Below are 23,698 nucleotides of genomic sequence, written 5' to 3'. Positions count from 1 at the left end.
GCACCCCATCTGTTCCCTGTGCCGACCGCCTGCGCCATCCCGTTCACGCCCGAAGCCACGCCCGCCATCCAGCCCCGCGCCCTGCTGCGTGCCTGGGATATGGCACGGGACGCGGCCACCGCCGCGCTGGAGGGGCCACCGCGCGCCTTTCGCTTCCGGGGCCGCGCGAAGGATGCGCCCGCCCTGGACTTGCTCCTGGAGGACCGGGACGCCTGCTGCTGGGCAGAGGCGCTGGACCGTCGCGTCGGGCTGGACCACGCGGAAGGGATCGCGACGCTGCTGCGCCTTCTCGCGCTGCTGGAGGTCATGGGGCGGGCGCCCTGGCTGCGCGGCCACTTCGACATCGGGCGCGAGGGAACGGTGCTGCACCCCGAGCTTCTGCGCGCCGCCGCCACGCAACCTCTGGACGCCGCCGCCCGCTTCGATGAAGAGGGTCTTCGGCAGCGCCTCGCGCGGCCCCGCCTGCCCCAAGACTCGACCGGAGCGTTGCCCCCATGAAGCCCCTGTTCCCGACGACCCGCCCGGCCCTGGCCCTGCTCCTGGCGGCACCGTTGGGGCTTGCCGCCTGCGCCGCGCCGCCCGCGCCAGTCGCCCAGCGCGCCGGTGTGCCGAATGCCGGAGCTCAGGCCGCCCGCTCCGACCGCGCCGCGGCCTGCCTGGCCGATGCAGAGCGCGTGGTCCGCTTCCGCGACCGCGGCCAGCTTATGCGCCAGGATGACTACAACGCCCGGATCGGCACCACCTCCTATCTCGGGCCGCAGGTGATTTCCGACCAGTTCGCCCAGGTTTACGACCGCGACCGCATGGCCGCGGAGTGCGTGCGTGGCGCGAACGCCCCCGCGCCGGCCGCTGCCCCGGCCCCGACCCCTGCCCCGGGGGCCGCGCCGAGGCGCTGAGGCGCCTTGCCCTCCACGCCCATCTCCCGCCTCGTCGCCGGCCCGCTCGGGCGCGCGCTCGCCAGCCGGAACGCGCGGATCTTCTTCGGCGCGAGCCTCGGTGCCTGGACCGGGCTGTGGATGCACCGGATCGGGGTGGCCTGGCTGGCCTGGGAACTCACCCGCAGTGCGGCCTGGGTGGGGCTGATCGCCTTCGCCGATCTTGCCCCCGCCGTGCTTGTCAGCCCGGTGGCGGGCGCCCTGGCGGACCGGCTGGACCGGGTCCGCCTCACCATGGCCTCTCAGGGCGTGATCGCGCTGGAGGCGCTGACGGTGGCATCCCTGACCGCCACCGGCCACATCTCCATCGGCCTGCTCTTCGCGCTGGAGATGATCAGCGGCACGGCGGCCTGCTTCTCCCAGCCCGCGCGCCAGACCCTCATCCCCGCCCTGGTTCGGCGGGAAGACCTGCCGGCGGCGGTGGCGGCCAACAGCCTTCTCTTCAACGTGGCCCGCTTCGTCGGGCCGGGACTCGCGGGCTTCATCATCGCGGCCTGGGGCGTTGCCCCCGCCATCCTCTGCAACGCCCTGGGCCACGGCTTCGCCACGGTATCGATGCCCTGGCTGCGGGTCGATCCGGAGCAGCGGCGCGGCCACCCCGCGACGAACTCCCTCTTCGCCGAGACGCTGGAGGGCTTCCGATACGCGGCGCGCCACCCTGGCCTTGGGCCGATCGTGGCCTTCTCCGCCCTGTCGTCCGTCCTGCTCCGCGGGGTGCAGGAGATCCTGCCGCCCTATGTGGAGCGGCTCTTCGGCCGGGGTGCCGAGTCGCTCGCCATGCTGACCGCCTCCTTCGCCGTCGGTGCCCTTATTTCGGGGCTGACCGTCGCCTCCCGCGGGCGGCTGACGGGAACGACGCGGATCGCGGTCTTCGCCATCCTCGCCCAGGCCGTGGCCACCGGCCTCTTCGTCTCGACCGGCTACTTCCCCTTCGCGCTGCTCTGCGGGGCCGCCATCGGGGCCAGCGCCTCGGCGCACGGCATCTCCGTGCAGGTCCTCGCGCAGACTGCGGCCTCCCCGGCCATGCGGGGGCGGATCATGTCGCTCTGGGCGCTTGTCTCCCGCGCCTGCCCGGCTATCGGGGCGCTGGCCCTCGGAACGGCCGGCGAGGCCTTCGGGCTACGCCTGCCCACCTTCGCCGCCGTCATGCTCGCGCTGGCCGTCTTTGCCTGGGGCCTCTCGCGCATGCGCCGGATCTCCGCGGCGCTGGAGCGGCCGGAGGCACGCCCGGCGGAGTGAGGCCGGAGGGCCGGCGCTTCCGCCCCGGCTGATCCCGCTCTAGATGTCCAGCGCCATACCGGCCGAGAGGAACCTCTATGAGCGCGATCATCCGCAAGGGTGCCAACCCCGTCCTGTCCAACACCGTGGAGTACCACGGCTTCGTCTACGTCGCCGGCGTGACCGCGGACGACCTGTCCCAGGACGTTTCCGGCCAGACCCAGCAGATCCTGGCCAAGATCGACGCCGCGCTGGAGGAGCACGGCACCGACAAGACCCGCCTGCTTCAGGCCCAGGTATGGCTGAAGGACATCCGGGACCGTGACGCGCTGAACAAGCTCTGGGTGAACTGGCTGCCCCAGGGCGGCGCCCCCGTGCGCGCCTGCGTGGAGGCCAACATGGCCGATCCGCGCCATCTCGTTGAGATCATGGTCACGGCCTGCCGCTGAAGCCGCCTGGCGGAGGCCCGGAATCCCCCGGTGCCTCCGCCGCACGCCTGTGTCGCCCATGCCGCAACACTGTGGCATCGTTTGCAGACAGACCGTTTTCTAGGAAAACCGTCCCTATCGCCTCCGCCCGAGACCCCGGGGATGGCCGAATCACACCTCGTTGCGCCGCGAAACATAGGTAAGCGTTGTCCCGGTTTCCTGCCTGCGGGTAACACCTCCGTGACGACGCCATCACGGCGGGGCCGGATCACCGGCCTGGGGGACAAGGCTTGATCCTGGGGGTTCACATGCAGGCAAGAAGCGCTGCCGCCGCGATTATCGCGGTTTGCGGGATGATGCTGGCTCCGGAGCTGAGCTCGACCGCCGAGGCCGCTTCCCCGCAGCGGGGTGGTGCCAAGCACGTGTCCGCCCGCAGCACCCCCGCCACCGTCAACCGCGCCGTCGCCGTGCGCGCGGTCCGCGGCACCTCCGCCAAGGCCGCTACCCGCCACGGGGGCCGCAGCGAGGCCACGCGCGAGTACGCCACCTACGGCGGCTATATTTCCTGCGTGCCCTATGCTCGCATGGTGACCGGCATGAACGTCAGCGGGAATGGCGGCACTTGGTGGAACAACGCTGCGGGCAGCTACGCCCGCGGCAACCGGCCGGAGGCCGGCTCCGTCCTCGTCTTCCGCTCCTCGGGCGGCATGCGCTCCGGCCACGTCGCCGTGGTGGAGCGGCAGGTGAGCGCGCGGGAGATCACGATCCACCACGCGAACTGGGAAGGGCCGGGCATCCGCAAGGGCACCGTGACGCGGAATATCTCCGTCATCGACGTTTCCGGCGCGAACGACTGGACGGCGGTGCGGGTACAGGTCGGTCACGACTCCAGCACCTATGGCCGGACCTACGCAACCTACGGCTTCATCTTCAACCGGCCGGATGGCGCCCCGGCGCCGCGCGGGCCGATCATGGTCCGCAACGGTAGCGGGATGCAGGAGGTGGCGGAGGCGCCGGCCCCCAGCTCGCACCTGCGCTTCATCAACACCTCGGTCGGCGGCCTGGGGGTCGAGGGCAGCCGCTGAGGCACCCCTTCCGGGAAACCGGACGGGTCTCTGGGAAGGGGTGGCGGATAGGGGGTCCGCCACCCCTTTCGTGATTCCTGCGCTGGTGCTTCTGCCGGCTTGGATGGGCAGCGGCGAGCCGGGAGAGAGATGCAGTAGGCCCGGGGACAGTGCAGCCGGGCGCTCTCAGGCCTCGTGCCGCGCCCAGTCCTCGGCCTCGGCGATCTCCACACGGTTCCGGCCATTCGCCTTGGCGCGGTAGAGGGCCACGTCCGCGGCCGCTGCCAGCTCGTCGACGTTGCAGTCGGGTATGCCAACGGCCACGCCGATGCTGATCGTCACCTGCAGGGCCTTGTCGCCGGCGGTGACGGGCGTCTCGCACACGGCGGCCCTCAGGCGCTCGGCCACCATGCTGGCATCATCGGCCGGCTGTGGCGCCATGGCGACGAGGAACTCCTCCCCGCCGAACCGGGCCACCACGTCCACGGCCCGCACGTGCAGGCGCAACCGCTCGGCCACTTCCTTCAGCACCACGTCGCCGACCGCGTGGCCGTAGGTGTCGTTCACGGACTTGAAGCGGTCCACGTCGATCAGGAGCACGGTCGCGCCGCCGGCGCGCAGCAACCCTTCGAGGTGGCGCACGACGTAGCGGCGGTTCCGCAGCCCCGTCAGGCTGTCCGTCACCGCCATCTCCAGGCTGCGCTGCAGGTCGGCGCGCAGCCGCTCCTGGTAGCGCTTGCGGCGGATCTGGTTGCGGGCGCGGGCACGTAGCTCGTTCGCGTCCACCGGGCGCAGCACGTGGTCGTTGGCGCCCAGGTCGAAGCCGCGCAGCACTTGGTTCCGCTGATCGGTATCAGCCACCAGCAGCACGGGTACCTCCCGCATGGAGGACTGGGCGCGCATGCGCGAGGCCAGGCGCAGCCCCTCCCCGTCATCCAGCCAGAGGCTGAGCACGGCGAGGTCGAAGTCCTCGTGCAGCAGCCGGTCCCAGGCGATGTTCACGTCCGCCGCCCGCGTCACCACCACCCCATCCTGCGCGAGGATGGAGGAGAGCGCGATTGCTTCCGAGTTATCCTCCGTGGCCAGCAGCGCGCGGGCGCCGGCGACACTGCGCGAGGGGTCCGGCATCGGCTCGAAGCCCAGGTCCCGTGCCGTCTCGGCGCGCAGGCGGAAGGCGTCCAGCACCTGCTTCGTCCGCAGCAGCGCGCGCAGCCGCGCGAAGAGCGTGGCGTGATCCACCGGCTTGGAGAGGAAGTCGTCCGCCCCGGCCTCCAGCCCTCTGACCCGCTCTGTCTGGTCAACCAGGGCGGTGATCATCACCACGGGGATATGGGCCGTGGTGGGGGAGGCCTTGAGGAGCTTGCACACCTCGTAGCCGTCCATGCCCGGCATCATCACGTCCAGCAGGATGACGTCGGGGCCCCAGGACTGGGCCAGGCGCAACGCCTCGGTCCCGGAACTGGCGAGCGACACCTCGTAGTACTCGGCGTTCAGCCGGGCTTCGAGGAGCTTCAGGTTCGCGGCGATGTCGTCGACGACCAGGACTCGCGCGGTCATGACGCCGATCCTTCCCTACCGGGCCCGGCCATCCCCTCGAACCCCGTCAGGAGCAAGCGGTGAATCATTGCTTCAGCGGCTGGACCATGGGTTCGGAGCCATCGATGTCCAGAAGACTCCTGCCGTTTGACCTACTGAGGCGACACCCTGTTCTGCCCGGCCCTGTCGCGCAAGCCATCCCCGCCAATAAAGGAGCCGGGCGACATCTTCGCCACGTTTGGCGCAATTCGGAAGATCCGCCAGGCGCACCCGACACTCCCTCGCCGATACATCCGGCAACAACTGCGCGGCGGGTGAAAGGTTGTCGCCCGCCGCGCCGGGGTTGTTCAGGCGTTGCCGGAGAGCAGGTCCATAGCGGCCTTCACCCCTCCCGCATCGTGCGGCACCCCGGCCACGCGCAGGCCCATCTCCACCCCGCCCAGCGTGCCGAGGAGGGAGAGGTCGTTCAGCGCGCCGAGATGGCCGATGCGGAACACCCGGTCGTTCAGCCGACCGAGCCCGTTCCCGAGCGACATATCGAACCTCTCCAGGATGGCCGCCCGCAACGCGTTCGCCGAATGCCCCTCCGGCACGCGCACGGCCGTCAGCACGGGGGAGAAGTGGCGGGGGTCCTCGCACTGGATCTCGAGCCCCCAGGCCCGCACGGCACGGCGGGTGGCCTCCGCGTGGCGCTCGTGCCGGGCGAAGACGTTCGCCAGCCCCTCGTTCATCAGCAGGTCCAGCGCGGTGTCCAGCGCGTAGAGCATGTTGGTGGCCGGGGTATAGGGGAAGTAGCCCGTGGCGTTGGAGGCCAGCATCGACTTCCAGTCCCAGTAGGCGCGGGGCAGCCGCGCCGTCTCGCTCGCGCGCAGGGCCTTTTCCGACACGGCGTTGAAGGAGATGCCGGGCGGCAGCATCAGTCCCTTCTGGCTGCCGGAGATCGTCACGTCCACGCCCCACGCATCGTGCCGGAACTCCACGGAGCCGAGGGAGGAGATCGTGTCCACCATCAGCAGGGCCGGGTGGCCGGCCGCGTCCATGGCGCGGCGCACCTCGTCGATGCGGGAGGTGCAGCCCGTGCTCGTCTCGTTGTGGACGACGCAGACGGCCTTGATCTCGTGCCCCTTGTCCGCCCGCAGCGCGGCCTCGATCGCCGGCACGTCCGCGGCGCGGCGCCAGTCCGTCTCAAGCAGGCGCGGCTTCAGGCCCAGGCGCCCGGCCAGCTCCTGCCAGAGGTGGGCGAACCAGCCCGTCTCGCACATCAGCACCGTGTCGCCGGGCGAGAGGGTGTTCACCAGCGCGGCCTCCCAGGCGCCGGTTCCGGAGGCCGGGAAGATGATCACGGGCTGGGTGGTGCCGAAGACCGGCCCCAGCTTCTCCAGCACCTTCTTGCCCAGCAGGCCGAAATCCGGGCCGCGATGGTCCATGGTGGGATTGTCGAGCGCCCGCAGCACGCGGTCCGGCACGTTGCTCGGGCCGGGGATCTGCAGGAAATGCCGGCCGTTCTCGGTCCGGGTGGTGAAATAGGCCATGGGCGCCCTCCGCTCTTCCCGGCGGTCTAGCCGCCTGCCCCGCGCCGCGCCAATGAGTTCGGCGCGTTCGATTGATGAGCATTATGGATGCGACGCGCCCGCCCAGCGCCGCTAGTTTGCCGGCAGGAGACGCCCGCATGAATGCCATCACCCGTTCCCGCATCACGCCCGGCGACAGCCGCCTGGCCGCCCGACTGAAGCGGGAGACCGAGGGCGAGGTGCTGTTCGGCGCTGGGGACCGGGGCCGCTACGCGACCGATGCAAGCATCTACCAGGTGGAACCCATCGGCGTGCTGATCCCCCGCACGGTGGAGGACGTGGCCGCCGCCATGGCGATCTGCCGGGAGGAGGGCGTGCCGGTGCTGCCCCGCGGCGGCGGCACCAGCCAGTGCGGGCAGACGGTGAACCGGGCGCTGGTGCTGGATTGCAGCAAGCACCTGCGGAACGTCACCTCGGTGGACGCGGCGGGGATGCGGGCAGCGGTGCAGCCGGGCATCGCCCTCGGGGCGCTGAACGACGCGCTGAAGAAGGACGGGCTGTTCTTTCCCGTCGATCCCTCCACCTGGGCGCGCTGCACGATCGGCGGGATGGCGGCCAACAACTCCTGCGGCTCCAAGTCGATCCGCTACGGGCTGATGGCGGACAACGTGACGGCCATCGATGCCATCCTGCCGGGCGGAGAGCGCTTTACCTTCGGGGAGCTGCCGGACAACCTCGGCGAGGGCGTGCCGGGGACGGCGGCCGAGCTGGTCAACCGCCTGCGCGCCCTGGGCGCGGCGGAGGCGGCGGAGATCGCGGCGCGCTTCCCGAAGGTACTCCGTAAGGTCGGCGGCTATGACCTTGAATCTCTTACCCCGGAAGCTCGCGCGAATGGCCGTGGCAACCTCGCCCGCATCCTCGTCGGCAGCGAGGGCACCCTCGCCTTCTCCGCCGGGCTCGAGCTGAAGCTCTGGCCGATCAAGCCGCGCAAGGCGCTAGGCATCTGCCAGTTCCCGACCTTCCGCGCGGCGATGGCGGCCTCGCAGCACCTCGTCACCCTCGACCCGGAGGCGGTGGAGCTGGTGGACAGGACGATGATCGACCTCGGCCGCTCCATCGACATCTACCGGCCCACCATCGACCGCATGGTCCGGGGCGAGCCGGACAGCCTGCTGATCGTTGAATTCCACGGGCATGAGGATGCGGTGCTCGCGCGCGGCTTGAAGCGGCTGGACGAGATGATGGCCGATCTGGGCTACCCCGGCGCCGTCGTGGAATGCATCGATCCCGGCTTCCAGGCCGCGGTGGCCGAGGTGCGCGAGGCCGGGCTCAACATCATGATGTCCATGAAGGGTGACGGTAAGCCGGTCTCCTTCATCGAGGATACGGCCGTGCCGCTGGAGGATCTGGCCGACTACACGGAGCGGCTGAACGAGGTTTTCGAGCGCCACGGCACCAAGGGCACCTGGTACGCCCATGCCAGCGTGGGCTGCCTGCATGTCCGCCCCGTGCTGAACATGAAGGACGGCGGCGACGTCAGGCGGATGCGCCAGATCGCCGAGGAGTGCTTCGCCCTGGTGCGCGAGTACAAGGGCAGCCATTCCGGCGAGCACGGGGACGGCATCGTCCGCTCCGAGTTCCACGAGGAGATGTACGGCCCGCGCATCGTGCGCGCCTTCGAGGCGGTGAAGGACGCCTTCGACCCGGCAGGCATGATGAACCCCGGCCGCGTGGTGCGCCCGCCGCGGATGGATGATCGCAGCCTCTTCCGCTACCCGCCTGAATATGCAGCAGATCCTGCCGTAGCGCCGGTGCTGGACTGGTCGGCCTGGCCGGGCCTGCAGGGCGGTTTCCTCGGCGCCGTGGAGATGTGCAACAACAACGGCACTTGCCGGAAGTTCGACGCCAACGTCATGTGCCCATCCTTCCGCGCCACGCGGAACGAGCGGGACCTGACGCGCGGCCGCGCCAACACGCTGCGCCTAGCGCTGACGGGGCAGCTCGGGCCGGACGCCCTGGCCTCGGACGAGGTGGCGGAAGCGATGTCCCTCTGCGTCTCATGCAAGGCCTGCCGGCGGGAGTGCCCGACGGGCGTGGACATGGCGAAGATGAAGATCGAGGCGCAGCACGCCCGCGCGCGGAAGCACGGCGTCTCGGCGAAAGACCGGTTGATCGCTTCCCTGCCGCACTGGGCCCCGCTGGCGTCGCGGGCCCCCTGGCTGGCCAATGCGCGGGAATGGGTGCCCGGCGCGCGGACGATCGGGGAGCGTGCGCTGGGCTTCGCGCGGGATCGCGCCCTGCCCCGCTTCGCCCGCCGCCCCTATCGGGACGGAGATGTCGAGGCGCCGGGCCCGCGCGGCGATGTCATCCTCTTCGGTGACACCTTCAACCGCTACTTCGAGCCGGAGAACCTGCACGCCGCTCGCCGCGTGCTGCGCGCGGCCGGATACCGCGCCGTGGCACCGCGGGCCGAGGATGGGGCGCGCCCTCTCTGCTGCGGGCGCACTTGGCTGGCCGCCGGCATGGTGGAGGAGGCGCGGGCGGAGGCGCGGCGGACGATGGAGGCGCTCTCCGGCTCGGACCTGCCTGTTGTCGGCCTGGAACCCTCCTGCCTCCTGACCTTGCGGGACGAGTTCCGCTCCCTTCTCCCGGGTGAGGCGGCGGACCGGCTCGCGGGACGCGCGATGCTGCTGTCCGAGTTCCTGGTGCGGGAGGGGGCGGAGCTCCCCCTGAGGGCTGTGGCTCCGGCCGCGCACATCCACGGCCACTGCCACCAGAAGTCCTTCGGCGCCTTTCCTGACGCGGTGAAGGCGCTACGCGCGGTGCCTGGGCTGGCGGTGAAGCCCATCACCTCGTCCTGCTGCGGCATGGCCGGGGCCTTCGGCTACGACGCGAGGCGGGTCGAGGTCTCGAAGGCGATGGGTGAGCTCTCCCTCGCGCCGGCCGTACGCGCGGCGGGGCAGGACGAGCTGATCGTGGCCGACGGCACCTCCTGCCGGCATCAGATCGCCGAGTTGACGGGGCGCACCGCCCTGCATAGCGCCCGAGTGCTAGAGATGGCGCTGGAGGCGGATGCGTGAGTGATTCGGTGCGGGCCGGACTGCTGGAGTTCTGGTTCGGCGGCGAGCCCGACCTGTACCGGGAAGCCTGGTTCCGTAAGGACCCGGCTTTCGACGCCGTGCTGCGCGAGCGCTTCGGCGCGGCGGCCGCAGAAGCTGCCAGGGGTGGGCACGCGGACTTGGCCGAGACGCCGGAGGGGGCGGTCGCACTCTGCCTGCTGCTCGACCAGCTCCCGCGCAACTTAAATCGCGGCTCCCCCCTGGCCTTCGCGGCCGATGCGAGGGCGCGGGAGGTTGCGCGGGAAGCAGTGCTGCGCCGGCGGCACGACCTCCGCCTGCCGGCCATGCAGCGGATCTTCCTCTATCTGCCGTTCGAGCATTCGGAGGCGATGGCGGACCAGGACCTCTCCGTCGCGCTGTTCGAGGGCTTACGCGACGACTCGAGAGCCGCGGCGCCGGGTGGCGTCATCGATTACGCTTGGCGTCATCGCGCAGTGATCGCGCGATTCGGCCGATTTCCCCACCGAAATGCCGTGTTGGGCCGCGCCAGCGGCGCTGAAGAGGAGGCTTTCGTCGCCTCCGGTGGTGGATTCTAGCGTGTCCGTGATGAAAACTGTGGTGTCTTCGCCACAGTGATTTTCATGTTGCACAACAGGGGATGAAGCCGCCTCTGGTGCGGTGCATCATCATGGCATGAAACGCCGCGCCAACGGCGTCCCCATCCTCTTTAAGGAAATCAGCCCTGATGCCCCGCCTCCGTTCCGCCCTCCTGGCGACGACCATGTTCGCTCTGCCGCTCGCGGCGCAGGCGCAGCCCATCACCGGCCTCTATATCGGCGCTGGCGGCGGCTATAACTATCTGCAGGGCACCGAGGACTCGCTGCGCGGCAACGCACGCGCCTCCGCGCTGGCCGCTGGCATCTCCCCCAAGACCGAGCTCAACTGGGAGAACGGCTGGGTCGGCGCCGCCTCCATCGGCTGGGGCTTCGGCAACGGCATCCGCGCCGAGGTCGAGGGCTTCTACCGCGAGAACGACCTGCACGGCATCTACGCCGCCGGCCTTTCCAGCCGCCGCAACGACGGCAAGGTCTGGCAGGCGGGCGCCATGGCGAACGTGATCTACGACATGGACCTCCGGATGTTCGGCTGGGCCAACCCGATCTTCACGCCGTACATCGGCGGCGGCATCGGCTGGTCGCACGTGAACGTGGACAATGTCCGGGCCGATTTCCGCCCGACCCGCTCGCAGGTCGTGGGCTCCGACGGTGAGGACGACGTCTTCGCCTTCCAGGGCATCGCCGGCGCCTCCTTCCCGCTGGGTGTGCCCGGCCTGAGCCTGACGGCCGAGTACCGCTTCTTCGGCACGACGAAGCCTGAGATCAGCGGCACCCAGCGCCAGACGATCACCGGCGCCGTCACGCGCGCCAGCGGCAGCTTCGAGAACTTCAACCACAGCGCCATGCTGGGCCTGCGCTACGCGTTCAACCAGCCGCGCCCGGTTCCCGCCCCCGTCGCTGCCCAGGCTCCCGCCGCGGCTCCGGCCCCGGCCCGCACCTACCTGGTGTTCTTCGACTTTGACCGCGCCGACCTGACGGACCGCGCCCGCCAGATCATCTCCGAGGCCGCGCAGGCCGTGTCCTCCACGGGCACGACCCGCATCGAGGTGGCCGGCCACGCCGACCGCTCCGGCACGCCGCAGTACAACCAGCGCCTCTCCATGCGCCGCGCCGAGGCCGTCGCTGCCGAGCTGACGCGCCGTGGCGTGCCGCGTTCGGCCATGTCGATCCAGGCCTTCGGCGAGAGCCGCCCGCTGGTCCCGACCGCCGACGGCGTGCGCGAGCCGCAGAACCGCCGCGTCGAGATCGTGCTGCGCTAAGCAGCCCGATCCCGTCACGGGACATGAGAGGGGGCGGGACCGGAAGGTCCCGCCCCTTCTTCTTTGGCGAGGTCCAGTTAAGAAGCTTAACAAAGCTGTGGCTTGCGCGCCACAGTCCGACCTTCTGACGTGGCTGTGTGTTGAGACCCCAAACCGCCGGGCGCATTTCGCCTTCCTGACGTGCCGCACCTGATCGCGGCCCGCCACCATACGAAGGATGAAGTTATGTCGTTCCGTAAGGCCCTTCTGGCCGCCACCATCCTCGCCGTGCCGGCCTCTGCCATGGCCCAGACCGGCGCCCCGCCTGTCACCGGCCTCTACATCGCTGGCGGTGGCGGCGCGAACTGGCTGATGGATCGCACCCTTGAAGGCCGTGGCGGCAACCGCGGCTACTTCAACAGCCTGCCCACCACCTCCTACGGTGAGTCCCGCCAGAACACGGGCTGGGTTGGCGCCCTGTCGCTGGGCTGGGGCTTCGGCAACGGCGTCCGCGCTGAGGTTGAGGGCAACTACCGCGAGAACAACGTCGACAAGTTCGGCGGCTTCGGCGGCCCCGGCCGCACCAGCGCCTTCAACCGCATCGACGGCGACATCCGCCAGTACGGCGTGATGGGCAACGTCTTCTACGACTTCGCCTTCCCCGGCCTGCCCGTGCAGCCCTACATCGGCGCCGGCGCCGGCTACATCTGGACGGAGTATGACGGCGTGCGCGCCACCCGCGCCCAGGCCGGCGGCAGCACCATCCGCATCGACGACACGGATGGCCGCTTCGCCTACCAGGGCATCGCGGGCCTCGCCTTCCCGATCTCCGCCGTGCCGGGCCTGACCACGACGCTCGAGTACCGCTACATGGGCACGCTCTCGCCGCGCCTTGAGGGCCGGATCACGAACCCGGCGGGCGCGACCATCGCGCGCGGCACCTTCAAGGCCGACGAGGCCGAGAACCACTCGGTGATGCTGGGCCTGCGCTACGCTTTCAACCAGCCGCGCCCGGCGCCGGCCCCGATCGTCGCGCCCGCCCCGGCGGCCGCGCCGGCCCCGGCCCGCACCTACCTGGTGTTCTTCGACTTTGACCGCGCCGACCTGACGGACCGTGCCCGCCAGATCATCTCCGAGGCCGCGCAGGCCGTGTCCTCCACGGGCACGACCCGCATCGAGGTGGCCGGCCACGCCGACCGCTCCGGTACGCCGCAGTACAACCAGCGCCTCTCCATGCGCCGCGCCGAGGCCGTCGCTGCCGAGCTGACGCGCCGTGGCGTGCCGCGTTCGGCCATGTCGATCCAGGCCTTCGGCGAGAGCCGCCCGCTGGTCCCGACCGCCGACGGCGTGCGCGAGCCGCAGAACCGCCGCGTCGAGATCGTGCTGCGCTAAGCAGCCCGATCCCGTCACGGGACATGAGAGGGGGCGGGACCGGAAGGTCCCGCCCCTTTCTTTTGCGGGGCATTCCGGCCTAACCCTCGGGGATGACCGCACGGCCAGACCCCACTGCCCTTCAGGCCGAGATCCTCCGGCAGGTCACGGCCTGCGGACCGGGGCGCAGCATCTCGCCCAACGACGTCGCGCGCGCCCTGGCGCCCGAGGCATGGCAGCCGCTGCTCGGCCCGGTTCGCAAGGCCGCCATGGCCCTTGCGGCGGAAGGGAAGCTCGAGGTGCTGCGGAAGGGCAAGCCTGCCGAGCCCGAGGCGATGCGCGGCGTCCTCCGCCTGCGTCTTCCCGGAACGAGCGCCGCGCCGGATTGACCCGGCACGGCGCTGGACGACACTCACCGGCCGAAACCCTGGCCGGATCCTCCGCGCATGCGCCACACCCTTGCTGCCCTAGGCGATGCCTGGGCCCTCTCCCGCCCCTTCTGGAACGGGGAACATCGCTGGGCCGCGCGCGGGCTCCTGGCCGTCGTCGTGGTGCTCAACCTCGCGCTGGTGGCGATGAACGTGATCCTCACCTACTGGCAGCGCGGCTTCTACAACACGCTGGAGACGAAGGACTGGGAGAGCTTCATCCACCTCCTCCTGCTCGGCGCGCCAACTGATGACTTCGCCTTCATGCCGGGGTTCAGCATCATCGCGACGCTCTACATCCTCGTCGCGGTTTATGCGCTCTACCTGAAGCAGGCGCTGCAGATCCGCTGGCGCACCTGGCTTACGAACGACCTGCTGCGCCGCTGGATGGGCCACCGCGCCTATTATCGGCTCTCCATCCGCGACAGCGGGGCGGACAACCCGGACCAGCGCATCTCGGACGATGCGCGGCTCTTCGTGGAGAGCAACCTCACCCTCGGCCTCGGCCTGATGCGGGCGGTGGTTACCCTGCTTTCCTTCATCGTCGTGCTCTGGAACCTCTCGGACGGCATCACTGTCTTCGGCGTGCAGATCCCGGGCTACCTCGTCTGGGTCGCGCTCGCCTACTCGCTGATCGGGACCTGGATCACGCACCTGATCGGCCGCAAGCTGATCCCGCTCAACTTCCTGCAGGAGAAGGTGGAGGCGGATTTCCGCTACGCCCTGGTCCGCGTGAGGGAGAACGTCGAGGGCATCGCGCTGTACCGCGGCGAGGACGAGGAGCGGCGGGGGCTCTACGACCGCTTCGGGGCCGTGATCGGAAACTGGCGGGCCATCATGACCGCGACGAAGCACGTCTCCTTCTTCACCGCCGGCTTCTCCCAGGTGGCGAGCATCTTCCCGCTCGTCGTGGCGGCTCCGAACTTCTTTGCCGGACGCATCCCACTGGGCGCTCTGATCCAGACGTCGTCGGCCTTCGGGTCGGTCCAGGAATCGCTATCCTGGTTCGTCAGCAACTACACGGATCTGGCCGCCTGGCGCGCGACCGTGCAGCGCCTCACCGGCTTCGAGGCAGCGATCGCGGAGGCGGAGGCCACAGTCCATAGCGGCCCGTCCATGGCCACCGCGGGAGCCGGGCTGGAGGCGACCGCGCTGGAACTGCACCTGCCGGATGGCCGCGAGCTGCTGAAGGACGCCGCGCTCTCCGTCGCGCCGGGGGAGGCGGTGCTCGTCACCGGCCCCTCGGGCAGCGGCAAGTCCACGCTCTTTCGCGCCTTGGCCGGCCTCTGGCCATTCGGTAGCGGCCGCATCGCCGTGCCGGAGGGGAAGCCGGCCCTGTTCCTGCCGCAGCGCCCCTACCTGCCGATCGGAACGCTGCGCCGCAGCCTGGCCTACCCCGCCGCGGCGGCGGAGTTCGACGACACGGCCCTTCGCAATGCACTCACCGATGTCGGCCTCGGCCGCCTCATCCCGCAACTCGATATTACGGCGGCCTGGGACCGCGTGCTGTCCGGCGGCGAGCAGCAGCGCCTCGCCGTAGCCCGAGCCCTGCTCCACCGCCCGGCCTGGCTCTTCCTCGACGAGGCCACGGCCAGTGTAGACGCGGAGGCGGAACAGCACCTCTATACCCTGCTGCGGGAGCGGCTGCCGGGGACGGCGATTGTCTCGATCGCCCATCGGCCGGCGGTGGCCGCCTATCACGACCGGGTGGTGCGGGTGGAAGGGCACCGGCTCGTGCCGGCGTGAGTGGGCCCCCAGGGAGGGGGGGGAGAAGACCCCCCTACCCCACGGCGTCCCAGTGCTCACTTTCCTGACGGCTGCCGCGGAACTCGCGGCGCGCCAGCCAGCGGAGTCGGGAGGCGGAGCCTCCCGGCCCGGGTCAGTGCTCCTGGTCGGGCGCCGGATCGGAGTTGAGAAGGGTGTACCGCTCCTCGCCGATCTTGCCGATCAGGGTGAACTGGGCGTGCAGGAAGTCCTGGTGCTTCTCCTCATCCTCCAGGATCTTGATGAGAAGGTCGCGGGAGACGTAGTCGCGCACCGCCTCGCAATGGGCGATGCCCTCCTTGAGATCGGCGATGGCCTTCTGCTCAAGCCGCTCGTCGCACTCCAGGATCTCCTTCACGGACTGGCCGATCAGGATCTGGTTCAGGCGCTGAACGTTGGGCAGGCCGTCGAGGAAGAGGATGCGCTTGATGAGCCAGTCGGCGTGGCGCATCTCCTCGATGGATTCCTCGTACTCGTGCTTGCCCAGGCGCGTGACGCCCCAGTGATTCAGGGTGCGGGCGTGCAGGAAGTACTGGTTGATCGCCGTCAGCTCGTTGGTGAGCTGGATGTTCAGGTACTCGATAACCTTCGGGTCGCCGCTCATGGCTCGGGCCTCCAATTTCTGGAGTCGAGATGCGACCTTGCGAGTTTCCGGTCAAGTCTTTGTTTTTATTAGTCCTTGCGACTAATTCGCGATTGGGCCGGGCTCCTGCGGCGCACTCTCATCCACGCCCCGGCTCTCCCTCAGCATGCACAGGATGCTCATGGTGCAGGTGCCGCACTGGGCCCTGCAATTACAGGCGGAATAGACGTCGCGGGTGCGCTCGGCACCGGAATCGATAGCGGACTGGATGTGCTTGTCGGTCAGGCCATTGCAGATGCAGACATACATGCCGTGCAGTGCTCCCCCTCGCCGCTTGCGAGCCAGGGGGTTCTACCAAACGCGACCTGAGATGCAAGTAATTCTCATCGCCATTCGCGTTAACAGGCCGTCATAGGGCAGCAGTCCCCTACCCCGCCTCGCGCAGCACCCGCAGCACGTCCAGCCCGTAGCGGTCCAGCTTGGAGGCGCCCACGCCATGCACCTCGGCCAGTTGGTCCAGGGTGCGCGGCCCCTGGGCGGCGATCTCGGCCAGGGTGCGGTCGGGGAAGATGACGTAGGCCGGCACGGACTGCCGTGTGGCCTCCTCCTTCCGCCAGGCGCGCAATGCGTCAAAGACGCCCGCCTCCATCGGGGCGTCGGTAAAGGGCACGGCCGAGGGAGCGGCGCGGGTTCTGCCACGGCGGGAGGCGCGCGCGGCCTCGCGCAGGGCGCGCTCCTGGAGGAAGACCGGCTGCTCGCCGCGCAGGATCGGGCGGGCGGCCTCAGTGGCGTGGTAGATGGGCAGGCTCGTGTCGCTCGCCATCTCCAGCGCCCCATGCGCCAGCAGGTGGCGCGCGATGTTCTTCCAGGCGCCCTCCGCCACATCCCGGCCGATGCCGAAGACCGAGAGCTTGTCGTGTCCGAGGGAGACGATCCGGTCCAGCGGCTTGCCCCGCAGCACGTCCACCACATAGCCCAGCCCGAAGCGCCCGCCGGTGCGATGCACGGCGGAGAGCAGCTTGCGGGCCGCCTCCGTCGCGTCCACCAGCTTGGGCGGGTTGAGGCAGGCGTCGCAGTTGCCGCAATCCTCAGGTAGGTCGTCCCCGAAGCAGCGCAGCAGCAGGCGGCGGCGGCAGGTGGCGCTCTCCACGATGGCGACCAGCCGGTCCAGCCGCTCGTGGTCCAGGCGTTTCTGCGTGTCGGCGGCTGGGCTCTCCGCGATGCGGCGGCGGGCGACCGCGATATCTTCTGCGCCGTAGAGAAGCAGGGCGCGGGCGGCGGCGCCGTCGCGCCCGGCGCGGCCGATCTCCTGGTACCAGCTCTCCGGCCCGCCCGGCAGCGCCAGGTGCGCCACCCAGCGCACGTCCGGGCGGTCGATGCCCATGCCGAAGGCGATGGTGGCGGCCATCACCACGGGATCCCCGGAGGAGAAGCGGCGCTCCGCCGCGCGGCGGTCGGCGGCGTCCATCCCGGCGTGGTAGTGGAGGGCATCGTAGCCGTCGCGCTTCAGCCGGGCGGCGGTGCGCTCCGTCTCGGCGCGGCTGGGGCAGTAAATGATGCCGGCACCGCGCCCGTCATCGGCCTCGTCCATGAAGGCGGCGATCTGGGCGGCGGCGTTGTCGCGCGGCGCCACCTCGATGCGAATATTCGGCCGGTCGAAGCTGCCGCGGAACACGGGCGCGTCCGTCAGCGAGAGCCGCTCCCGGATGTCGTCCACGGTCCGGGCATCGGCGGTGGCCGTCAGCGCCACGCGCGGCACCTCGGGGAACCGCTCGGCCAGCATCGTTAGGCCGCGGTATTCCGGGCGGAAATTGTGGCCCCAGGCGGAGATGCAGTGCGCCTCGTCCACCGCGAAGAGGGAGATGTCCCGCCGGGCCAGCCGCTCCGCCGTGCCCTCCACGGCAAGGCGCTCCGGCGAGACGTAGAGGAGCTTCAGCTTGCCGTTGGAGAGGTCCAGCGAGACGCGGCGGCGCTCCTCCTCGTCCAGGCCGGAGTGCAGCGCGGCGGCGGCCACGCCCTGCTGGCGCAGGGCGGCCACCTGATCCTCCATCAGCGCGATCAGGGGCGAGACGACGACCCCCAGCCCCGGGCGGCAAAGGGCCGGCACCTGGTAGCAGAGCGACTTGCCACCGCCCGTGGGCATGAGGACGAGGCCGGAGCCGCCGCCTACCACATGCTCCACGATCTCGGCCTGCCGGCCGCGGAAATCCGTGAAGCCGAAGACGTCGTGCAGAACGGCGCGCGGGTTTGCGGTCATGCCGCCCCCTCAGCGGCGGGCGGGCAGGCGGTCGGGATCGCGGGGGATGCGGCTGGGCAGGCGGGGCGAGGCATGGTGCGGCGATCAGATGGTGCGGCGGGAGCGCGTGTAGCAGGGGCCGGACCCGCAACGAAGCGCCTCACGCCATGGCGGGCAAGGCCTGGCGGCCGGCGAGGCGCAGGATGCGCGTCGGCCGCTCCACCCCGATCAGGCGATGGGTGATGAGAATGGCGCTTCGGCCACCGAGGGCCGTGTCCAGCGTCTCCAGGAAGGCGCGCTCCGTTGCCGCGTCCAGCCCGGCCGTGGGTTCGTCCAGGATGATGACGGAGGCCGGGGAGAGCAGCGCCCGCGCGAGCGCGATCCGCCGGGCCTGCCCGCCGGAGAAGCGGGCGCCGGCCTCCCCGCAGCGCGTCTCGAGCCCTTCGGGCAGGGCACGAACCAGATCCGCGATGCGCGCCTTCTCGAGCGAGGCCCAGAGCGCGTCGTCCGTCGCCTCAGGCGAGGCGAGGCGGAGATTGGCGGCGATGCTGTCGTCGAAGAGCGTCGCCTCCTGCGTGAGGCAGGCGATGCGGGACCGGACGGTATCGGCCGAGAGGGTGGCGTAGTCGGCGCCGCCCAGGGTGATGTTGCCGGCCTGCGGCGCGGCAAGCTTCAGCAGCAGCGCGGCCAGGGTGGACTTGCCCGAGCCGGAGGGCCCGAGAAGGGCGATCCGCGCCCCCTCCGGCAGGTCGAGCGAGAGCCCGTCGAAGACGGGCATCCGGTCCGGCGCCCAGGCGAAGCGCAGGTCCCGCACGCTGATGGCGTGGCCGGCGGGCATGGCCGAGACGGGCGGGTCCGGCACGGGCACGGGCTGGTCCGCCGCCTCCAGCAGGCGCCGGGCCCCGGCCCCTGCCAGCGCAAGGGCGGCGCCGGCGCGCGGCAGGGCGCCCAGCGCGTCCGTCGCGGCCAGGACAAGAAAGAGGGCCACCACCACCGCGGCAGCCGCGGCGCTGCCCTGGGCCAGGCCCCAGGCCAGGGCACCGAGCAGCGCCGACTGGGTGAGCAGCGTGCCCGTGGCCGCGCCGAGCGAGCCCGCGCGGGTCACGCGCCGGCGCGCGGCGTCCATCCCGGCCGCGGCACTCTCCACTCGGGCGAGGGCGCGGCCCTCGGCACCTGCCGCGAGGATGTCCTCCATGGCCGTCAGCGGCTCGGCAGCCTCGGCACGCAGGGTTCCCGTGGCATTGGCCAACCCCGCAGCGGCACGGGCGGCGAACGGGGCAACGAGCACGGGAAGCAGCAGGGCGAGCGCGAGCGGCAGGGCGACGATCACAGCGAGGGCCGGCGAGAGGCCGCCGAGGATGATCGCTACGGCGAGGACCACCGAGGCAGCGGCTGCCATGGGCACCAGGGCGCGGAGATAGAGGCCGTCCAGCGCCTCCACGTCCGTCACCAGCCGACCGAGCAGGTCACCGGAGCGGGTGAGGCCGGGGCCGGCGGAAAGCCGGCCGGCAAGGCGGCGGAAAAACCAGCTTCGCGTATCCGCAAGGGCGCGGAAGGTCGCTTCATGGGTCGCCATGCGCTCCCCCCAGCGCAGCAGGGGGCGCAGGAGGATCAGGGGGCGCAGCAGGATCAGCGCCCCAGCACCGGCAGCCAGCGTGCCCGTCGCCAGGCCGCTCGAGACGCCGCTTCCGGCCAGGGCCAGCAGCGCCAATCCGGCGAGGGCCGAGGCGCAGGAGACCAGCGCCCCGAAGACCAGCCACCCGGCGCGCGGCCGCCAAAGGCCGAGGACGCGGAGAAGGTCGCGCGCGGGGCTCATGGGGCGGCCGCCCGGCGCGGCGGCACCGCCCGGCCCTCATCCAGTTCCAGCACTTTCGGGAAGCGGGCGCGGAGGGCGGCCGAATGGCTGGCGATCACGGCCGTGCGCCCGGTGCAGAGGCGGCGCAGGCTCTCCAGCACCTCGGCCTCGGTCGCAGGGTCCAGGTGGGCGGTGGGCTCGTCCAGCAGGATCAGCGGCGCGTCGCGCAGGAAGGCCCGGGCCAGGGCCACGCGCAGGCGCTGCCCGCCCGAAAGGCCGTGGCCCCCCTCACCCACCATCGTGTCCAGGCCTTGTGGCAGGCCCTCCGCGAAGCTCATCACCTGCGCTGCGCGGGCAGCGGCTTCCACCGCGGCGTCATCCGCCTCCGGCCGGGCGAGGCGGATGTTCTCCCGCAGGGTAGCGCGCAGCAGAACGGGGCGCTGGGGCAGATAGGCGATCAGGCGCCGCCGCTCGGTGGGTGCCAGGGCCAGGGCGTCCCGCCCGTTCAGCGCGATGCGGCCGGAATTAGGCGCGGCAAAGCCCATTAGCAGCTTCAGGATCGTGGACTTTCCCGCGCCGCTGGGGCCGGAGAGGACGAGGGCCTCGCCGGGAAGGACGCGAAAGGAGATATCCTCCAGCGCCATGGGGCGTGCGGGATCCGGGCGGTGGAAAAGGTGGTCCACCACCAGCGTCACGCTCGGCGGCACCTCTTCCAACCGCAACCCGGCCAACTCCTCGGCGGCCAGAACCGGGGCCAGGGCCGCGGCCGCGCCCTGGGCGGAGAGGCGTTCGTGATAGGCGACGGAGAAGGCCCGGAAGGGCGCGAAGAAGGCAGGCACGAGCAGCAGGCAGAATAGCGCGGCTTGCGGCATGGGGTGCCCCGCCGCCGCCAGCCCGCCGTGGCGCCAGGCCAGGCACCCCAGCACCGCCGCGGCGATCAGCTCCAACGCGCCAGTGGAGAGGAAGGCGAGGCGCAGCACCTTCATCGTGCGCGCGCGCAGCTCCTGCGCCGCCCGGTCCAGGGCCCGTGCCTCGTCCTCCTGCCGGCGGAAGAGCACGAGGGTGGGCAGGCCGCGCATCCGATCCAGGAAGCGGCCGGAAAGCTGCTGCAGGGCATCGAACTGCCGCCGGCTGGCCACGGCGGCGCCGATGCCGGAGAGCGCCATGCCCAGCGGCACCATCAGCCCGGCCGCCATCAGGATCACGCCGCTCAGCGGGTCCGCCAGGGCGGCGGCAAGGGCGACGAGGAGCGGCGCGGCGATGGCCAGGGCGGCGGCGGGCATCCAGCGGGCAAAGTAGCCCTCCATCGCCTCCACCCGGTCCACCGCGAGGGAGGCGCCCTCCCCCGCGGGCCGGCTGCCCGGCCTCTCGGCGAGGAGGCGGGAGAAGAGGCGGTGGCGCAGGGTGGCGCGCGTCGCCTCCCCCGCACGGGCGGCCATGGATTCCTGCGCAACGTTCAGCCCGACCTGCAGCAGGGCCAGGGCGGCGGCGGCGGCCAGCACGTCCCACCCCGCCTCACCGTAGCCCAGCAGGGCGGTGAGCAGCCGCGCCACCATCCAGGCCTGGGCGATCCCGCAGACGGTAGCCGCCAGGCCGAGCAGGACCGGCGGCAGCAGGGCAGCGCGCCCTTCCCGCGCCGCGGCGGCGAGGAGGGCACGGGCCTGGGCCTGCTGGGGGTCTTTGCCGGCGCGTCTGGGCATCGGATGGGGGTTCTACGGCAAAGTGTCACGGCGCGGAATGCGGGACGGCTCCGCGCCGGGCGAATGGGGCACGGGCGATCAAGGTTGGCCGGCGGCACGGGGGCTGCATCCGCGGCTGGGTTCCCTCTGCGAGGCCCCGCGATGCTCCCCACCCATGGCCGGCACGACTACCATCCCTGGCGCGGGCGGCCGCAATGGTCCTGGCCGAACGGGGCGCGGCTGGCCGTGTATCTGGGGGTGAACCTGGAGCACTTCGCCTTCGGCGAGGGGCTGGGGGCGGAGCTCGCCCCCGGTGCGAACAGCGGGGGTGGGCCGCAGCCGGACGTGCTGAACCACGCCTGGCGTGACTACGGGAACCGGGTGGGGGCCTGGCGGCTGATCGAAACCCTGGACGAGCTATCCCTGCCCTGCACGGTGCTGCTTAACAGCGCCATGTACGAGCACGCGCCGGATCTGGTGGCCGCCCACAGGGCGCGAGGCGACGAGATCGCCGGCCACGGCCGCACGAACTCCGAGCGGCAATCGGTGCTGGCCGAGGTGGAGGAGCGGGCGCTGATCGAGGAGGCCACGGCGGCCATCGCGCGGAACGAGGGCGCGCCGCCGCGCGGCTGGCTCTCGCCCTGGATCGCGGAGAGCCGGGTGACGCCCGACCTCCTGGCCGAGGCGGGCTACCGCTACACGCTGAACTGGTGCAGCGACGACCAGCCGATCTGGCACGCCACCCGGGCGGGACGGATCATGGCCATCCCCTACCCGCAGGAGGTGAACGACATCCCCGCCATCATTGCGCGCAAGGACAGCGCCGCCGACTTCGCGGAGATGATCGTGGCGGATTTCGACGAGCGGCTGCGCCAGGTGCGGGACGGGGTGGCACAGGTGATGGGGATCGCGCTGCACCCCTACATCGTCGGCCAGCCCTACCGCATGCGGGCGCTGCGCCGGGCGCTGGCGCATGTCGCGGCGCATCGGGAGAGCGTGTGGATCAGCACGGCGGGCGGCGTGCACGACCACGCCGCCGCGCTGCCGCCGGGAAGCCTACCCGGCTGATCAGGCCGAGGCGGGCACCCAGACCCGCCCGTCGAAGAGGCGGCGTGCCGTGCGGTAGAAGGAGCCGGCGCGGGCGTGCCAGGCGCCAGCGGCATCCAGCCCGACATCGGCGCCGACGGTGAGGATGCCGGAGGGCATGCCGAGCCGGAGCGGCCCCTCCCCCGCGCCGGGGGACAAGCATTCCTGCGCGATGGTGCCGCCGATGCGGGCGGCCACCGCGGTGCAGAGCGAGATCGTCAGCGGCAGGGCGCGGTGCGGCTGGCCGTTGGAGATGATCCGTGCGGCGAGGTCCATGGCCCCGGCGGGCAGGCCGGTTCCCGTGAGGTCCGTGAAGGCAGCGGCGGGGCTGAGGAAGCCGACGAAGGGGATGGCGGCGATGCCGCGCGCCGCCGCCGCATCCGGCGCGATGCCCATCGCCACGGAAGCGGCGATACGGATCGCCTGCAGCCGCGCCATGACGTCGCCGCGCGCCTCAATCGCCTCGGGAAGCTCCGTGCCCTCCAGCCCGATGTCGCTGGCGCGCACGAAGGCGCAGGCGTTGGCCGCATCCACCAGCGAGGCCTCGATGCGGGATCCGTCCTCCAGCGTCAGCACGTCCAGCGGCCGGCCGGTGGGAAGCAGCCGCCCGGTGCTGGCGCCCCCGGGTTCGAGGAAGTCCAGCCGGATCGGCGCGCCCGTGCCGGATACGCCGGGAATGGCAAGGTCGCCGGCGTAGCGGGGCATCCCGCCCGATACGGCGAAATGCGCGTGGATGATCTTCGCGGTGTTCGTGTTGTGGATGCGGACCACCACATCGCCGTCCGGCACACGGACGAGCCCCTCCTCCACGGCGAAGGGGCCGATGGCGGAGGACATGTTGCCGCAGTTCTGCCGCCACTCCACCCGCGCCTCACGGATCTGGACCTGGGCGAAGGTGTAGTCCAGGTCCGCATCCGCCCGCGTGGGCGGGCCGAGGATGCAGGCCTTCGAGAGGGAGGAGACGCCACCGCCCATGCCGTCCAGCTGGCGGCCATAGGGATCGGGGCTGCCGAGGGCGGCAGTGAGGATGGGCTCCCACGCCTCCCGCTCCGGCGGCAGGTCCCGCGCGTGGAACATCAGCGCCTTGCTCGTGCCGCCCCGCATGAAAACTGCGGGGATGGGGCGCTGGTCCATGGTTTCCGGCCCTGCG

General features: G+C 71.3%; 20 protein-coding genes. 12 read left to right on the top strand and 8 right to left on the bottom strand.

Annotated features, from left to right (window positions below):
* Window positions 1-18: 18 nt before the first annotated feature.
* The 5 genes from NRP21_RS04875 (at window position 19) to NRP21_RS04855 (ending at window position 3,666) form a co-directional block, all read left to right on the top strand.
* Window positions 19-498 carry a hypothetical protein gene (locus NRP21_RS04875; protein ID WP_257715048.1) on the top strand — a complete coding sequence of 160 codons (480 nt, stop codon included), beginning with the start codon at window positions 19-21 and terminating at the stop codon, window positions 496-498.
* On the top strand, window positions 495-896 hold the full coding sequence (locus tag NRP21_RS04870; protein ID WP_257715047.1) for a hypothetical protein: 402 nt from the start codon (window positions 495-497) through the stop codon (window positions 894-896). The genes NRP21_RS04875 and NRP21_RS04870 overlap by 4 nt, the downstream gene beginning before the upstream one ends.
* Before the next feature lie 6 nt (window positions 897-902).
* Complete coding sequence (locus tag NRP21_RS04865) at window positions 903-2,174, top strand: MFS transporter (protein ID WP_257715046.1); 1,272 nt, start codon at window positions 903-905, stop codon at window positions 2,172-2,174.
* Between the two features lie 77 nt (window positions 2,175-2,251).
* Window positions 2,252-2,602 carry a RidA family protein gene (locus NRP21_RS04860; RefSeq protein ID WP_209372814.1) on the top strand — a complete coding sequence of 117 codons (351 nt, stop codon included), beginning with the start codon at window positions 2,252-2,254 and terminating at the stop codon, window positions 2,600-2,602.
* Window positions 2,603-2,934: 332 nt separating this feature from the next.
* Window positions 2,935-3,666 carry a CHAP domain-containing protein gene (locus NRP21_RS04855; RefSeq protein ID WP_257715045.1) on the top strand — a complete coding sequence of 244 codons (732 nt, stop codon included), beginning with the start codon at window positions 2,935-2,937 and terminating at the stop codon, window positions 3,664-3,666.
* 165 nt (window positions 3,667-3,831) lie between these two features.
* On the opposite strand, the gene NRP21_RS04850 is transcribed toward NRP21_RS04855, so the two are convergent.
* Complete coding sequence (locus tag NRP21_RS04850; protein WP_257715044.1) at window positions 3,832-5,202, bottom strand: PleD family two-component system response regulator; 1,371 nt, start codon at window positions 5,200-5,202, stop codon at window positions 3,832-3,834.
* A gap of 326 nt (window positions 5,203-5,528) precedes the next feature.
* Complete coding sequence (locus NRP21_RS04845) at window positions 5,529-6,713, bottom strand: pyridoxal-phosphate-dependent aminotransferase family protein (RefSeq protein ID WP_257715043.1); 1,185 nt, start codon at window positions 6,711-6,713, stop codon at window positions 5,529-5,531.
* Window positions 6,714-6,850: 137 nt separating this feature from the next.
* Here NRP21_RS04845 and NRP21_RS04840 point away from each other — a divergent pair, with 137 nt between their 5' ends.
* The 6 genes from NRP21_RS04840 to NRP21_RS04815 all read left to right on the top strand — a co-directional run bounded on the left by NRP21_RS04840 (window position 6,851) and on the right by NRP21_RS04815 (window position 15,151).
* Window positions 6,851-9,772: an FAD-binding and (Fe-S)-binding domain-containing protein gene (locus NRP21_RS04840; RefSeq protein ID WP_257715042.1), complete on the top strand. Its 2,922-nt coding sequence runs from the start codon at window positions 6,851-6,853 to the stop codon at window positions 9,770-9,772.
* Complete coding sequence (locus tag NRP21_RS04835; RefSeq protein WP_257715041.1) at window positions 9,769-10,347, top strand: DUF924 family protein; 579 nt, start codon at window positions 9,769-9,771, stop codon at window positions 10,345-10,347. Before NRP21_RS04840 ends, NRP21_RS04835 begins: the two co-directional genes overlap by 4 nt.
* Before the next feature lie 149 nt (window positions 10,348-10,496).
* The gene (locus NRP21_RS04830) at window positions 10,497-11,627 is read left to right on the top strand and encodes an OmpA family protein (protein WP_257715040.1); all 1,131 of its coding nucleotides are present in this window, start codon (window positions 10,497-10,499) and stop codon (window positions 11,625-11,627) included.
* 225 nt (window positions 11,628-11,852) lie between these two features.
* Window positions 11,853-12,998, top strand: a complete 1,146-nt coding sequence (locus NRP21_RS04825; RefSeq protein ID WP_257715039.1) for an OmpA family protein — start codon at window positions 11,853-11,855, stop codon at window positions 12,996-12,998.
* A gap of 92 nt (window positions 12,999-13,090) precedes the next feature.
* Window positions 13,091-13,366: a DUF3253 domain-containing protein gene (locus NRP21_RS04820; protein ID WP_257715038.1), complete on the top strand. Its 276-nt coding sequence runs from the start codon at window positions 13,091-13,093 to the stop codon at window positions 13,364-13,366.
* 57 nt (window positions 13,367-13,423) lie between these two features.
* Window positions 13,424-15,151 (top strand): ABC transporter ATP-binding protein/permease, encoded by a 1,728-nt coding sequence (locus NRP21_RS04815; protein WP_257715037.1) that lies wholly within the window; start codon window positions 13,424-13,426, stop codon window positions 15,149-15,151.
* A 133-nt stretch (window positions 15,152-15,284) separates the two neighbouring features.
* Here NRP21_RS04815 and bfr read toward each other — a convergent pair whose 3' ends face one another.
* The 5 genes from bfr to cydD form a co-directional block, all read right to left on the bottom strand.
* Window positions 15,285-15,773 (bottom strand): bacterioferritin, encoded by a 489-nt coding sequence (gene bfr / locus NRP21_RS04810; RefSeq protein WP_257715036.1) that lies wholly within the window; start codon window positions 15,771-15,773, stop codon window positions 15,285-15,287.
* Between the two features lie 81 nt (window positions 15,774-15,854).
* A complete protein-coding gene (locus NRP21_RS04805) occupies window positions 15,855-16,061 on the bottom strand; it encodes a (2Fe-2S)-binding protein (RefSeq protein ID WP_257715035.1) in 207 nt (68 codons plus the stop codon).
* 118 nt (window positions 16,062-16,179) lie between these two features.
* Complete coding sequence (gene recQ, locus NRP21_RS04800) at window positions 16,180-18,009, bottom strand: DNA helicase RecQ (protein WP_257715034.1); 1,830 nt, start codon at window positions 18,007-18,009, stop codon at window positions 16,180-16,182.
* A 139-nt stretch (window positions 18,010-18,148) separates the two neighbouring features.
* Window positions 18,149-19,804 carry a thiol reductant ABC exporter subunit CydC gene (cydC, locus tag NRP21_RS04795; RefSeq protein ID WP_257715033.1) on the bottom strand — a complete coding sequence of 552 codons (1,656 nt, stop codon included), beginning with the start codon at window positions 19,802-19,804 and terminating at the stop codon, window positions 18,149-18,151.
* On the bottom strand, window positions 19,801-21,483 hold the full coding sequence (gene cydD, locus NRP21_RS04790) for a thiol reductant ABC exporter subunit CydD (protein ID WP_257715032.1): 1,683 nt from the start codon (window positions 21,481-21,483) through the stop codon (window positions 19,801-19,803). The genes cydC and cydD overlap by 4 nt, the downstream gene beginning before the upstream one ends.
* A gap of 141 nt (window positions 21,484-21,624) precedes the next feature.
* Between cydD and NRP21_RS04785 the strand changes: the two genes are divergently transcribed.
* Window positions 21,625-22,530 (top strand): polysaccharide deacetylase family protein, encoded by a 906-nt coding sequence (locus NRP21_RS04785; RefSeq protein WP_257715031.1) that lies wholly within the window; start codon window positions 21,625-21,627, stop codon window positions 22,528-22,530.
* Here NRP21_RS04785 and NRP21_RS04780 read toward each other — a convergent pair whose 3' ends face one another.
* Window positions 22,531-23,682 (bottom strand): 2-methylaconitate cis-trans isomerase PrpF family protein, encoded by a 1,152-nt coding sequence (locus NRP21_RS04780; RefSeq protein ID WP_257715030.1) that lies wholly within the window; start codon window positions 23,680-23,682, stop codon window positions 22,531-22,533.
* Window positions 23,683-23,698: the final 16 nt, after the last annotated feature.

Source organism: Roseomonas populi (genome assembly GCF_024594815.1).
Classification (GTDB): domain Bacteria; phylum Pseudomonadota; class Alphaproteobacteria; order Acetobacterales; family Acetobacteraceae; genus Roseomonas; species Roseomonas populi.
The sequence above is the reverse complement of the archived record's forward strand: the minus strand, read 5'-3'. Positions and strand labels throughout refer to the sequence as shown.

What these genes read in the sequence shown, in the direction of transcription:
- NRP21_RS04815 (WP_257715037.1), top strand. Translation starts at nt 13,424, where the DNA reads ATGCGCCACACCCTTGCTGCCCTAGGCGATGCCTGGGCCCTCTCCCGC.
- NRP21_RS04825 (WP_257715039.1), top strand. Translation starts at nt 11,853, where the DNA reads ATGTCGTTCCGTAAGGCCCTTCTGGCCGCCACCATCCTCGCCGTGCCG.
- NRP21_RS04855 (WP_257715045.1), top strand. Translation starts at nt 2,935, where the DNA reads ATGATGCTGGCTCCGGAGCTGAGCTCGACCGCCGAGGCCGCTTCCCCG.
- NRP21_RS04785 (WP_257715031.1), top strand. Translation starts at nt 21,625, where the DNA reads ATGCTCCCCACCCATGGCCGGCACGACTACCATCCCTGGCGCGGGCGG.
- bfr (WP_257715036.1), bottom strand. Translation starts at nt 15,773, where the DNA reads ATGAGCGGCGACCCGAAGGTTATCGAGTACCTGAACATCCAGCTCACC.
- recQ (WP_257715034.1), bottom strand. Translation starts at nt 18,009, where the DNA reads ATGACCGCAAACCCGCGCGCCGTTCTGCACGACGTCTTCGGCTTCACG.
- NRP21_RS04845 (WP_257715043.1), bottom strand. Translation starts at nt 6,713, where the DNA reads ATGGCCTATTTCACCACCCGGACCGAGAACGGCCGGCATTTCCTGCAG.
- NRP21_RS04780 (WP_257715030.1), bottom strand. Translation starts at nt 23,682, where the DNA reads ATGGACCAGCGCCCCATCCCCGCAGTTTTCATGCGGGGCGGCACGAGC.
- NRP21_RS04830 (WP_257715040.1), top strand. Translation starts at nt 10,497, where the DNA reads ATGCCCCGCCTCCGTTCCGCCCTCCTGGCGACGACCATGTTCGCTCTG.
- NRP21_RS04840 (WP_257715042.1), top strand. Translation starts at nt 6,851, where the DNA reads ATGAATGCCATCACCCGTTCCCGCATCACGCCCGGCGACAGCCGCCTG.
- NRP21_RS04805 (WP_257715035.1), bottom strand. Translation starts at nt 16,061, where the DNA reads ATGTATGTCTGCATCTGCAATGGCCTGACCGACAAGCACATCCAGTCC.
- NRP21_RS04870 (WP_257715047.1), top strand. Translation starts at nt 495, where the DNA reads ATGAAGCCCCTGTTCCCGACGACCCGCCCGGCCCTGGCCCTGCTCCTG.
- NRP21_RS04820 (WP_257715038.1), top strand. Translation starts at nt 13,091, where the DNA reads ATGACCGCACGGCCAGACCCCACTGCCCTTCAGGCCGAGATCCTCCGG.
- cydC (WP_257715033.1), bottom strand. Translation starts at nt 19,804, where the DNA reads ATGAGCCCCGCGCGCGACCTTCTCCGCGTCCTCGGCCTTTGGCGGCCG.
- NRP21_RS04850 (WP_257715044.1), bottom strand. Translation starts at nt 5,202, where the DNA reads ATGACCGCGCGAGTCCTGGTCGTCGACGACATCGCCGCGAACCTGAAG.
- NRP21_RS04860 (WP_209372814.1), top strand. Translation starts at nt 2,252, where the DNA reads ATGAGCGCGATCATCCGCAAGGGTGCCAACCCCGTCCTGTCCAACACC.
- cydD (WP_257715032.1), bottom strand. Translation starts at nt 21,483, where the DNA reads ATGCCCAGACGCGCCGGCAAAGACCCCCAGCAGGCCCAGGCCCGTGCC.